Source organism: Azohydromonas australica DSM 1124, assembly GCF_000430725.1.
Taxonomy (GTDB): Bacteria; Pseudomonadota; Gammaproteobacteria; order Burkholderiales; family Burkholderiaceae_C; genus Azohydromonas; species Azohydromonas australica.
The window spans coordinates 256,872-269,313 of record NZ_KE387208.1 but is presented as its reverse complement, the minus strand read 5'-3'; the positions used below and the strand labels follow the sequence as shown (position 1 = coordinate 269,313).

10 protein-coding genes are annotated in these 12,442 nt (G+C 71.0%); 7 read left to right on the top strand and 3 right to left on the bottom strand.

Features of this window, described 5'->3' with window-relative positions:
* Window position 1 precedes the first annotated feature (1 nt).
* Entirely contained in the window at window positions 2–532 is a 531-nt protein-coding gene (locus H537_RS0130245) for a sterol desaturase family protein (RefSeq protein ID WP_238446849.1), read from the bottom strand.
* Between the two features lie 63 nt (window positions 533–595).
* Between H537_RS0130245 and H537_RS0130240 the strand changes: the two genes are divergently transcribed.
* Window positions 596–1,342, top strand: a complete 747-nt coding sequence (locus H537_RS0130240; protein ID WP_029000871.1) for an ABC transporter ATP-binding protein — start codon at window positions 596–598, stop codon at window positions 1,340–1,342.
* Window positions 1,339–2,565 carry an ABC transporter permease gene (locus H537_RS0130235; RefSeq protein ID WP_029000870.1) on the top strand — a complete coding sequence of 409 codons (1,227 nt, stop codon included), beginning with the start codon at window positions 1,339–1,341 and terminating at the stop codon, window positions 2,563–2,565. Before H537_RS0130240 ends, H537_RS0130235 begins: the two co-directional genes overlap by 4 nt.
* A gap of 24 nt (window positions 2,566–2,589) precedes the next feature.
* Here the strand turns inward: H537_RS0130235 and H537_RS0130230 are convergent, their stop codons facing one another.
* A complete protein-coding gene (locus tag H537_RS0130230) occupies window positions 2,590–3,432 on the bottom strand; it encodes a cysteine hydrolase family protein (protein WP_029000869.1) in 843 nt (280 codons plus the stop codon).
* Between the two features lie 204 nt (window positions 3,433–3,636).
* Here H537_RS0130230 and pncB point away from each other — a divergent pair, with 204 nt between their 5' ends.
* The 5 genes from pncB (at window position 3,637) to H537_RS0130205 (ending at window position 11,582) form a co-directional block, all read left to right on the top strand.
* On the top strand, window positions 3,637–4,830 hold the full coding sequence (gene pncB / locus H537_RS0130225) for a nicotinate phosphoribosyltransferase (protein ID WP_029000868.1): 1,194 nt from the start codon (window positions 3,637–3,639) through the stop codon (window positions 4,828–4,830).
* A 202-nt stretch (window positions 4,831–5,032) separates the two neighbouring features.
* Window positions 5,033–6,325, top strand: coding sequence for an efflux RND transporter periplasmic adaptor subunit (locus H537_RS0130220; RefSeq protein WP_051243633.1), 1,293 nt, complete (start codon window positions 5,033–5,035; stop codon window positions 6,323–6,325).
* Between the two features lie 19 nt (window positions 6,326–6,344).
* Entirely contained in the window at window positions 6,345–9,509 is a 3,165-nt protein-coding gene (locus H537_RS0130215) for an efflux RND transporter permease subunit (protein WP_029000866.1), read from the top strand.
* Window positions 9,502–10,983, top strand: coding sequence for an efflux transporter outer membrane subunit (locus tag H537_RS0130210; protein WP_310733035.1), 1,482 nt, complete (start codon window positions 9,502–9,504; stop codon window positions 10,981–10,983). The genes H537_RS0130215 and H537_RS0130210 overlap by 8 nt, the downstream gene beginning before the upstream one ends.
* Window positions 10,983–11,582, top strand: a complete 600-nt coding sequence (locus H537_RS0130205) for a TetR/AcrR family transcriptional regulator (RefSeq protein WP_029000864.1) — start codon at window positions 10,983–10,985, stop codon at window positions 11,580–11,582. Before H537_RS0130210 ends, H537_RS0130205 begins: the two co-directional genes overlap by 1 nt.
* A gap of 466 nt (window positions 11,583–12,048) precedes the next feature.
* Here H537_RS0130205 and H537_RS0130200 read toward each other — a convergent pair whose 3' ends face one another.
* A complete protein-coding gene (locus H537_RS0130200; RefSeq protein WP_029000863.1) occupies window positions 12,049–12,399 on the bottom strand; it encodes a hypothetical protein in 351 nt (116 codons plus the stop codon).
* Between the last annotated feature and the right edge of the window lie 43 nt (window positions 12,400–12,442).

Here is a 12,442-nt window from a genome sequence, read left to right as displayed (position 1 = left end):
TTCAGCGCGGCCCGGCGCGGCGCGCGGCAGCCGCATCCCCCTCGGCATCCCGCTGCGCCCGCAGCCGCTGAAGCTCCTCCCGCAGCTTCTGCGGCGAAGGCGCCCACAGGAAGCCGAAGGACACCGCCCCGTCGCGCCCGTGCACCGCGTGGTGCAGCCGGTGCGCCTGGTACAGCCGCTTGAGGTAGCCGCTGCGCGGCGTGATGCGCAGCGGCCAGCGCTGGTGCACCAGCCCGTCGTGGGCGATGAAATACAGCACGCCGTACACCGTCATGCCGATGCCGATCCACAGCAGCGGCGGATGACCGTTCAGGCCGAGCCAGATCAGCAGGATCGACACGCTCGCCGACACCAGCGCATAGAGGTCGTTCTTCTCGAACCATCCTTGGCGCGGCGCATGGTGAGAGGCATGCCAGCCCCAGCCCGGGCCGTGCATCAGGTACTTGTGCACCAGCCAGGCCACGGCCTCCATGGCGACGACGGTGAACAGGACGATGGCGGCGTTCGGAAGCATCGGCGTGCGGGGGTACAAGGTGGTCTGGGCAAGACGACTGCCCTGGGCCCGCCAGGGTAACGCCACGAGGAAGGACCGCCATTGACTGCACCTTTGGTGATGACGTTGCGCGGCGTGCGCAAGAGCTACCGCCTGGGCCGCCACGCCGTGCCCGCCCTGCAGGGCGTGGACCTGGACGTGCGCGCCGGCGAGATGCTGGCGCTGGCCGGCCCCTCGGGCAGCGGCAAGACCACGCTGCTGAACCTGTGCGGGCTCATCGACGTGCCCGATGCCGGCGCGATCCTGCTGCGCGGCGAGCCCGTGCACCGGCTCGATGAGCGCCACCGCACGCGGCTGCGCCGCGACGCGCTGGGCTTCGTGTTCCAGCAGTTCAACCTGGTGCCGGTGATGACGGCGGCGGAGAACGTGGAATACCCGCTGTTTCTCGCCGGCGTCGCCCCGGCCGAGCGCCGCCGCCGCGTGGCGCAGGCGCTGGAGCACGTGGGCCTGGCCTCGCACGCCGCGCACCGGCCCGACGAGCTCTCGGGCGGGCAGCGCCAGCGCGTGGCCATCGCGCGGGCGCTGGTGAAGCGGCCGGCGCTGGTGATCGCCGACGAGCCCACCGCCAGCCTGGACTCTCAGACGGCCGAGGCCGTGCTGGAGCTCATGCGCGAGCGCAGCCGCGAGGAGGGCGTCACCTTCGTCTTCGCCACCCACGACGAGCGCCTGAGCAGCCGCTGCGACCGCGTCGTGCGCCTGCGCGATGGGCGCGTCGAAGGCGCACCGGCCGCGCCGCCCGCGGCGACGGTGCCCGCCGCGGTGGCCGCCTCCGCCCGGAGCGCCGCATGAGGTGGCTGAAGTTCGCCGCGCTCAACGTGATGCGCAACCGCCGCCGCTCGCTGGTGGCGGTCTTCATCACCGCGCTGGGCACCGCCGCGTTGCTGCTGGCCGGGGGCTTCGCGCTCTACACCTACGACGCGCTGGAGCGCGTCACCGTGCGCGACAGCGGGCACCTCGTGGTCGGGACGCGCCAGCATTTCGAGCAGGACGAGGACGTGCCGCTGCAGCACGGCCTGGACGACGCGGCGGCGCTGCAGGCGCGGCTGGCCGCCGACCCCGCCGTGCGCCACGTGCTGTCGCGCGTGGAGTTCAGCGGCCTGGTGAGCAACGGCGAGAAGTCGACCGCGATGATGGCGCTGGGCATCGACGCCGCGGCCGAGTTGCGGGCCAAGGGGCCGTTCCTGAACCTGACCGAGGGTGCGATGCCGGCCGGCGCCACGAGCGAGGCCAGCGGCGAGGGTGCCTGGGTGCTGCTGGGCGCGGACCTGGCGCGCAGCCTCAAGGCCTCGCCCGGCAGCCGGCTGACGCTGCTGGCCACCGATACCCGCGGCGCGCTGCGCACGCTGCCGGTGCGGGTGCGGGGCGTCATCTCCACCGGCGTGCCAGAGCTGGACCGGCGCCAGCTCTACACCGACCTGCGCGGCGCGCAGCGGCTGCTGGGCAGCGAGCGCGTGTCCACGCTGCAGGTGTTCCTGGACGGCATGGACGACGTGGCGCCGGCGCAGGCGCGGCTGCAGGCGCAGCTGCCGGGGCTGGTGGTGCGCACCTGGGAGGCGCAGGCCGGCTTCTACGAGAGCGTGCGCGCGCTCTACCACCGCATCTTCGGCGTGATGGGGCTGGTGATCGGCGTGATCGTGGTCGTGGTGGTCGCCAGCGCCATGGCCTCGGCGGTGGTGGAGCGCACGCGCGAGATCGGCACGCTGCGCGCGCTGGGCACGCTGCCCGGGCAACTGCTGCGCGCGCTGGCGCTGGAAGGTTTCATCCTGGGCGGCGGCGGCGCGCTGCTGGGCGCGGTGGCGGCGATGACGGTGTCAGGGCTGCTGAAGGTGTTCCCGGTGCAGATGCCGCCGCCGCCCGGGCGCAGCGTGGGCTACCCGCTGCAGATCGACCTGGACTTCCTGCCCGTGCTCCACACCGTGCTGCTGATGGCGCTGCTGGCCACGCTGGCCTCGGCCTGGGTGGCCCGGCGCACGGTGCGCAAGCCGATCGTGGAGGCGCTGGCGCATTTGTGAGCCCGGCCTGCCGGCCCGGCAGACTCAGAGCAATTCGGTCGATCGCGCCACCTGCACCCCGCGCGCCCGCATCGCGTCGAAGAAGGCCTGCTGCTGCGCCGCGAACCCGTTCACCGGGCTCATGCAGTCGGACAGCAGCACGATGTCTTCCGGCCGCCGCCGGCTCATGTGCTGGACCAGGTGCTCCGTCGTCGCCCGCACGCAGTGGCTGGAGGCCTGGCCGGCGATCAGCAAGGCGCCGTCGCGGTCCAGGTGCCGCAGCAGCGGCTCGTTCAGCCCGGTCTCGGGGTCCTGCGGATCGGGCACCTCGGCCTGCAGCGCGCTGTAGTGCTCGGTCCACGGGTTGGTGCCCTTGATGGCGTAGCGCACCGCCTGCAGCGTGCGCTCCTCCCACGCGGCGCAGGCCGCCTGCACGTCGGCGTGCAGGTTGTGGCCCCAGGTGCCGATCTCGCAGTGCACCGGCCACACCATCAGCTTGTAGCGGCCCCGAGCCTCCAGTTCGTCCAGGTAGGCCAGCGCCCGCGGCAGCACCTGCGCGTCGCGCGGCCGGTAGGCGCCGCTGCGCACTTGCGCCGCCGTGATCTCCGTGAACGGCGCCACCGCCTCGCCGTCGCCGTGTACCCAGAACGTCGGGTGCGCGATGTCCACGCGGTGGTGCGAGTCCAGCGTGGCGGTGATGCCGGTCAGCCCCGCGCCCGCCGCCCGGATGAAGCCGGCCAGCCGCTGCAAGTCGGCGTGCGCGCCCGGCACGGGCAGTGCGGGCTCCAGGGCCTGGCCCGTCAGCGGGTCCAGTGGCCGATGCGACGGCGGCAGGTCGCAGAAATCGTTCTGCGCGTCGATGATCAACAGCTCGGCCGGCAGCGGCATGGTGGGCTCCTTGAAACGGTTCGTTGCATCATGCGGCATCGATTGACGTCAGCCCAACTCATGCGGGCCATCAGGAGGCTGTCGGCCTTGCATTGCTCGTCAATGAAGGTTATGTAAAATTGAAAACGTCCTGATGGCCTTCCGCTTGCCGCTTCATCCATGACCTTGACCACGCGCCGTCCGGCCTCGCAGGAGCTTCACGACATGCCCCCCGTCATCCACAGCCTTCTGGAGACCGATCTCTACAAGTTCACGATGTGGCAGGCGATGCTGCACCGGCATCCGCGCACGCAGGCGCAGTACCGCTTCGTGTGCCGCAATCCCAAGGGGCTGAACCTGGGCGCGCTGCTGCCGGACGTGGAGCGCGAGCTCGATGCGTTGTGCGGCCTGCGCTTCACCAAGCCGGAGCTGGCCTACCTGCGCTCGCTGCGCTTCATCAGCCCGGACTTCGTCGACTTCCTGCGCATCTTCCAGTTCCAGCGCGAGTTCATCCGCGCCTGGGCCGAGGGAGAGGAACTGCACGTCGTGGCCGAGGGGCCGCAGGTGCACGTGATGGGCTTCGAGATCTACGTGCTGGCCATCGTCAGCGAGCTGCACTACCGCCGCTTCGACGCCGAGCCCGCGCTGGCCGAGGGACGGCGGCGGCTGCAGGACAAGATCGCGCGGCTGCAGGCGCTGGAGGCCGGGCCGCGGCGGCGCCACCCGTTCGAGATGTTCGACTTCGGCATCCGCCGCCGCTTCAGCGGCGCCTGGCAGCGCGAGGTGGTGGACCGCTTGCGGCAGGCGCTGCCGCAGTACTTCAAGGGCACCTCCAACGTGTTCCTGGCTGCCGAGCTGGGGCTGGTGCCCATCGGCACCATGGCCCACGAGTACCTGCAGATGTACCAGGCGGTCGGCGGCGTGCGTCTGCGCGACCACCAGAAGGCGGCGCTGGAGGACTGGGTGCAGGAGTACCGCGGCGACCTGGGCACGGCGCTGACGGACGTGGTGGGCATGCGCGCCTTCCTGGCCGACTTCGACCTCTACTTCGCCAAGCTCTTCGACGGCCTGCGCCACGACTCGGGCGACCCGATCTGGTGGGGCGAGCTGGCGCTGGCGCACTACGAGAAGCTGCGCATCGACGCGCACACCAAGCGGCTGGTGTTCTCCGACGCGCTCAACGTGGACAAGGCGCTGGCGCTCTACCACCACTTCGCCGACCGCACGCAGTGCGGTTTCGGCATCGGCACGAACCTGACCAACGACCTGGGCCTGGCGCCGCTGAACATCGTCATGAAGCTGGTGCACTGCAACGGGCAGCCGGTGGCCAAGCTTTCCGACTCGCCGGGCAAGACGCTGGTGGACGACACCACCTTCCTGGCCTACCTGCGCCAGGTCTTCGACGCGCCCGCGCCCTGAGGGCGGGCCGGCAAGGCCGCCCGCTTGCTGCGCGCGCCGGGCGTCCCCGCCGCACCCCTGCCCGCTTGCGCGGGCCGGCGGAAGGCTTTTCCGCGGCTTCGTCTCGGGCCGTGCTGCTGCGACGCAGCATTCCGGAAAAACCCGTAGAATGAACGTTCATTCAGTAAACGTTACCAGGCGTTCCTCCCGCCTGCTTCCTCCCATGCCACTGCTGCGCCCGCCTTACCGCCTCACCTTCTCCACCACCTTGCTGGCGCTGGCCTGCGCCACGTTCATGCTGGCGGGCTGTTCCAAGGAACAGGGCCAGCAGGCGCCGGCCGCGCCGCCGCCCGCGCAGGTGGGCGTGCTGACGGTGCAGGCGCAGCCGCTGACGCTGCGCACCGAGCTGGCGGGTCGGACCTCGCCCTACCTGGTGGCGGAGGTGCGGCCGCAGGTGGGCGGGCTCATCCAGAAGCGGCTGTTCGAGGAGGGAAGCTTCGTCAAGGCCGGGCAGACGCTCTACCAGATCGACCCCGCCACGCTGCAGGCCGACCTGGAAAGCGTCCGCGCCTCGCTGGCGAAGGCGCAAGCCAACCTGGCCGTGGCCGAGCTGCGCGCCCGCCGCTACGACGAGCTGGTGACGATTGACGCGGTGAGCAAGCAGACGCGCGACGACGCGCAGGCCGCCTTGCTGCAGGCCCGCGCCGACGTCGCCACCGCGGGTGCGGCGGTGCGCAATGCGCAGATCCGCGTGGACTACGCCCGCGTGAGCGCGCCCATCTCCGGCATCGCCGGCCGCTCCACCGTCACGCCCGGTGCGCTGGTCACGGCCAGCCAGGCCGCGGCGCTGGTGACGGTGCAGCAGCTCGACCCGATCTACGTGGACATCCAGCGCGCCAGCGCCGAGCTGCTGCAGCTGCAGAAGGCCTTCGCCGCCGGCAAGCTGCAGCGCATCGACGCCGGCCGCGCCCGCGTGAAGCTGCAGCTCGAGGACGGCAGCGACTACGCGGTGGAAGGCACGCTCAAGTTCGCCGAGGCAACCGTGGACCCGAGCACCGGCAACGTCACGCTGCGCGCCGTGTTCCCCAACCCCAAGGGCACGCTGCTGCCGGGCATGTACGTGCGCGCGCTGCTGGACGAGGGCTCGACGCAGCAGGCCATCCTGGTGCCGCAGCGCGCCGTCACGCGCGACCCCAAGGGCAACGCGCTGGCGATGGTGCTGGGCGAAGGCAACAAGGTCACGCCGCGCCCGCTCAAGGTGGACCGCGTGGTGGACGGCCAGTGGCTGGTCAGCGAGGGCCTCAAGCCCGGCGACCAGCTGATCGTGGACGGGCTGCAGAAGGTGCGCCCCGGCGCGACCGTGATGCCGGTGCCCGTGTCGGCCTCGGCGCCGGCCCCGGGCGTTCCGGGCGCGCCGGCCGGCGCGGCGGCTTCCGCCTCGGCCCCGGCCGGTGGCGCCGCCGTGGCGCCCGCCGCCTCCTCGGCCTCCGGCGTCGCGCCGACCGCCGCCAACTGATCACGCGAGGCGCTTCCCCATGTCACGCTTCTTCATCGATCGGCCCATCTTCGCGTGGGTGATCGCCATCATCATCATGCTGGCCGGCGCGCTGGCCATCCGCACGCTGGCCATCGAGCAGTACCCGCCGATCGCGCCGCCGCAGATCACCATCAACGCGACCTACCCCGGCGCCTCGGCCAAGACGCTGGAGGACACGGTCACGCAGATCATCGAGCAGCGCATGAAGGGGCTCGATGGCCTGACCTACATGTCCTCGACCAGCGACTCGCAGGGCAACGTGGCCATCACGCTGACCTTCCAGGCCGGCACCAACGCCGACATCGCGCAGGTGCAGGTGCAGAACAAGCTCGCCGCGGCCACCTCGCTGCTGCCGCAGGAGGTTCAGCGCCAGGGCGTGCAGGTGGTCAAGAGCCGCATCAACTTCCTGATGGTGCTGGGCTTCGTGTCGGAAGACGGCCGCATGGACCGCAACGACATCTCGGACTTCGTGTCCTCGCAGGTGGTGGACCCGCTCAGCCGCGTTCCCGGCGTGGGCGAGGTCACGCTGTTCGGCGCGCAGTACGCGATGCGCGTCTGGCTGGACCCGACCAAGCTCGACCAGTACAAGCTCACGCCCGCCGACGTCGCCGCGGCCATCCGCGCGCAGAACGCGCAGGTGTCCGCCGGCCAGATCGGCGCCGCGCCCGCGCAGTCCGGGCAGCAGCTCAACGCCACCGTGACGGCGCAGACGCGCCTGCAGACGCCGCAGCAGTTCGAGGCCATCCTGCTCAAGACCACCGCCGACGGTGCGCAGGTGCACCTGCGCGACGTGGCGCGGGTGGAGATCGGCGCCGAGACCTACTCGCTGGAGTCCCGCTACAACGGCAAGCCCGCCGCGGGCGTGGCGCTGCGCCTGGCCACCGGTGCCAACGCGCTGGACACGGCAGACGCCGCCCGTGCCGAGCTCACGCGGCTGGAGAAGAACTTCCCCGCCGGCCTGAAGGCGGTGGTCGCCTACGACACCACGCCCTTCGTGCGCCTGTCCATCGAGGAGGTGGTCAAGACGCTGATCGAGGCCGTGGTGCTGGTGTTCCTGGTGATGTTCCTGTTCCTGCAGAACTTCCGCGCCACGCTGATCCCCACGATCGCCGTGCCGGTGGTGCTGCTGGGCACCTTCGGCGTGATGTCGGTGGCAGGCTTTTCCATCAACACGCTGACCATGTTCGGCCTGGTGCTGGCCATCGGCCTGCTGGTGGACGACGCCATCGTGGTGGTGGAGAACGTCGAGCGCGTGATGACCGAGGAGGGTCTCTCGCCGCGCGAGGCCACGCGCAAGTCGATGAACCAGATCACCGGCGCGCTGATCGGCATCGCGCTGGTGCTGTGCGCGGTGCTGGTGCCCATGGCCTTCTTCGGCGGCTCCACCGGCGTGATCTACCGCCAGTTCTCCATCACCATCGTCTCGGCCATGGCGCTGTCGGTGCTGGTGGCGCTGATCCTCACGCCGGCGCTGTGCGCCACCATCCTCAAGCCGGTGAAGAAGGGCGAGCACCATGCGCACGGTCGCTTCTTCACCTGGTTCAACCGCAACTTCGACCGCGGCACGCAAGGCACGCAGGGCGCGGTGCGCGGCATCCTTTCCCGGCGCAAGCGCTGGCTGCTGGTGTACGGGCTGATCGTGGTGGGCCTGGGCGTGCTGTTCGCGCGGCTGCCGCAGTCCTTCCTGCCCGATGAGGACCAGGGCATCCTGTTCACGCAGATCCAGCTGCCCGCCGGCGCGACGCAGCAGCGCACGCTGGAGGTCATCGAGCGCGTGGAGAAGCACTTCCTGGAAAAGGAAGCCTCGCGCGTGCAGTCCATCTTCACCGTGGCGGGCTTCAGCTTCGCCGGCCGCGGCGAGAACATGGGCATCGGCTTCGTGCGCATGAAGGACTGGAGCGAGCGCAAGGGTGCCGAGAACGGCGTGCGCGCCATTGCCGGGCGCGCCATGGGCACCTTCATGCAGTGGCGCGACGCGATGGCCTTTGCCTTCGCGCCGCCGGCGGTGATCGAGCTGGGCAACGCCACGGGCTTCGAGTTCTACCTGCAGGACCAGGCCGGCCTGGGCCACGACGCGCTGATGCAGGCGCGCAACCAGTTCCTGGGCATGGCGGCCAAGGAGCCCACGCTCGCCGGCGTGCGCCCCAACGGGCTGGACGACTCGCCGCAGCTGCGCATCGACGTGGACCAGGCCAAGGCCGGTGCGCTGGGCGTGACGGTGGCCTCGATCAACGAGCTGCTGGCCACCGCCTGGGGCGGCTCCTACGTGGACGACTTCATCGACCGCGGCCGCGTCAAGCGCGTGTACCTGCAGTCCGACGCGCCCTTCCGCATGCAGCCCGAGGACCTCAACGACTGGAAGGTGCGCAACGCGCAGGGGCAGATGGTGCCGTTCAGTGCCTTTGCCAACGCGCACTGGGAGCTGGGCTCGCCGCGCCTGGAGCGCTTCAACGGCGTGGGCGCGGTGCAGATCCAGGGCCAAGCCGCACCGGGCACCAGCTCGGGCGATGCGCTCAAGACCGTGGAGCGGCTGGCCTCGCAGCTGCCGCCGGGTTTCAACGTCGCCTTCAGCGGCCTGTCGTACCAGGAGCGCCTCTCCGGCTCGCAGGCGCCGGCGCTGTACGCGATCTCGATCCTGGTCGTGTTCCTGTGCCTGGCCGCGCTGTACGAGAGCTGGTCCATCCCCTTCGCGGTGATGCTGGTGGTGCCGCTGGGCGTGCTGGGCGCGGTGCTGGCCGCCTTCGGCCGCGGGCTGAGCAACGACGTGTACTTCCAGGTCGGCCTGCTGGTGACGGTGGGCCTGTCGGCGAAGAACGCGATCCTGATCGTGGAGTTCGCCAAGGACCTCGTCGAGCAGGGCCACAGCATCGTGGACGCCACGCTGGAGGCGGTGCGGCTGCGGCTGCGCCCGATCCTGATGACCTCGCTGGCCTTCGGCCTGGGCGTGATGCCGCTGGCGCTGGCCTCCGGCGCGGGCTCCGGCAGCCAGAACGCCATCGGCACCGGCGTGCTGGGCGGCATGCTCGCCGCCACGGTGCTGGGCATCTTCTTCGTGCCGCTGTTCTTCGTCGTCGTGCGCAGCCGCTTCAAGGGCAAGCGCGCGCCTTCGGCCGCCGATTCGGCCAACGTGTCCAACGCCGGCCCGGTGGGTGACCATGCCTGAGTACCACGAGACCATGACGAGCTCCTTCCGTCCCCGCCTGGCCGCGCTGGCGCTGGCTTCCCTCACCTTCCTGGGCGGCTGTGCCAGCCTGGCGCCGAAGTACGAGCGCCCGGCCGCGCCGGTGCCCGAGCAGCTGGGCGAGGCTGCGGCCGAGGCGCCGGCGGTGCCGGTGGCCGACCTGGGCTGGCAGGCCTTCTTCACCGACGCGCGGCTGCAGCAGGCGATCGCGCTGGCGCTGCAGAACAACCGCGACCTGCGCATTGCCGCGCTCAACATCGAGCGCGCCCGCGGCCTCTACGGCGTGCAGTCGGCCGACGCACTGCCCGCGGTGGGCGTGGCCGCCGGCGAGACCGCGCAGCGCGTGCCCGGCGACCTCAGCACCACCGGCCAGGGCCGGGTGACGCGCCAGTACAGCGCGACGCTGGGCTTCAGCGCCTACGAGCTGGACCTGTTCGGCCGCGTGCGCAGCCTGCGCGAGGCCTCGCTGCAGCAGGTGTTCTCCACCGAGGCGGCGCGGCGCACCACGCACATCGGCCTGGTGTCGCAGGTGGCCGGCAGCTGGCTGACGCTGGCCGCGGACCGTGCGCGGCTAGAGCTGGCGCAGGCCACGCTCAAGAGCCAGGGCGACACGCTGCGGCTGACCGAGCGGCGCCACGAGCTGGGCGTGTCCTCCGACCTGGACGTGCAGCGCGCGCGCACCACGGTGGAGACGGCCCGGGCCGACGCCGCGCGCTACGCCGGCCAGGTGCAGGCCGACCTGCAGGCGCTGCAGCTGCTGCTGGGCACGCCGCTGCCGCCGGCGCTGATGCCGGGCTCGGAGGCCACGGCGCTGGGCTTCGCGCCGCTGCCCGCGGGGCTCACCTCCGAAGTGCTGCTGCAGCGCCCGGACGTGATGCAGGCCGAGCGCGACCTGCAGGCGGCCAACGCCACCATCGGCGCGGCGCGCGCGGCCTTCTTCCCGCGCATCTCGCTCACGGCCTCGGTGGGCACGGCCAGCTCCTCACTGTCGGGGCTGTTCGGCGCGGGCTCGGGCATCTGGAGCTTCGTGCCGCAGCTGGCACTGCCGATCTTCGACCAGGGCCGCAACCGATCCAACCTGCAGGTGGCGCAGGCCGACCGCGACATCCGCGTCGCGGCCTACGAGCGCAGCATCCAGGCCGCCTTCCGCGAGGTGGCCGACGGGCTGTCGCAGCGCCAGAGCCTGGTGGAGCAGCTCGCGGCGCAGCAGGCGCTGGAGGACGCGGCGTCGCGGGCGCAGTTCCTGTCGCAGGCGCGCTTCGAGCGCGGGGTGGACGATTTCCTGAGCGTGCTGGACGCGCAGCGCTCGCTGTACGCGGCGCAGCAGGGGCGCCTCTCCACCGCGCTGGCGCAGCAGCTCAACGCGGTGACGCTGTACAAGGCCCTGGGCGGTGGCTGGGAAGCGGCCACGCGCACCGCGGAGGCCGGGGACACGCCGGCCGCCGCCGCACGCTGATGGCCCCGCTGACCGATACCGAGCGCGCGGAGCAGCGCCGCCAGCAGGTGCTCGACGCCGCGGCGCAGTGCTTCCGCGCGCACGGCTTCCACGGCGCGAGCATGGCGGAGATCGCGCGCACGGCCGGCATGAGCCCGGGCCACATCTACAACCTGTTCGAAAACAAGGAAGAGCTGATCGCCGCCATCGTGGCGCGCGACCAGGCGCTGTGGCTGGCCAAGGCCGAGGCCATGCTGCGCGGCCCCGACGTGGCGCAGGCCATGCTCGACGGGGTATGCCACGGCGTGAGCGACTGCACCGCCCTGCCCGATGCCGCGCTGCGGCTGGAGGTGGCGGCGGAGGCGGGACGCAATCCGAAGCTCGCTGCCGTGGTGCAGGCGGCCGACGCCGCCAGCCGCGAGCGCTGCCAGGCGCTGCTGAGCGCGGCGCTGGGCCAGCGCGGGCTGTCCCTGGACGCGGCCACGCTGCGCGCCCGCGCCTCGGTGCTGGCAGCGCTGTTCGACGGCCTCATGGTGCGCAGCGTGCGCGACCCGGCCATGGACAAGCCGCAGCTGGTGACGCAGATCCGGCGCCTGGTGCAGGCACTGATCGAGGCCTGAGCGGATCGCGGGGCAGGGGCGCCACCCGGTCGGCGTGAACTGAAATACAACATACACGAAGCGCTCTCAAACCCTGCTCTCCTGCGGATTCCGTTGAATGCTAATCCGCCCAGATCCTTCCTTTCCCCTGCTCTCCCCTGCCTCACTGGAATTGAGGACTCGTTTTTTCGATGGCCGGGGTTCGGTAATTCCGCCCATGCCGCTCCGAACGCCTCGCGCTTGCTGGTGGTGGGCCGGCTGTGTGAGGGAAATCAAGGGAAATACAGGCTCGGCAATAAGGAGGTTGGAGACGTTGGGTTTTCCGGGGTCTCACGAGATTTCCGTTGGTCGGGTTTTAGGGTGCCTCGTGTATGTTGTAATGAAGGGTCTATCAACCTTTTCAACGGCTGCGTGCTCATCCTTGGAAAGCCGGTGCCCAAAAAAAACCGGCCGCGCGAGGCGGCCGGTGCGGTGGGCGCGGAGAGTTTCAGGCCGTTGGCGGCATGGCCGCCGCAGTGGCCTGGCGGGTGGCCTGCTGCGTCGCCTTGGCCAGCGTGGTCGGCGCCTGCTGCATCAGCGCGGCGCTGCCTTGGCCAAGCTCCATGAGGAACTCCATGTAGTTCTTCATCAAGCCCATCATCAGGTCGGCAATCGCATTGGGCGAAACCTGCATCGGCGCCAGGCTGGCAGGCGACTGCTGCATGAAGATGCGCTGCGCCTGGGCCATCGCCTGCGCCACAGCCTCGGGCGAGAGCGAGAACTTGGTGAAAAGCTCGAGATTGGATTGCGCCAGCTTGGTGAACGGGGCCATGAAGGGCTGCATCAAGTCGGTGGACATGGAGTGAGGCTCCTGAGGTCGTCAACAAAGTCAGGGACCGCCG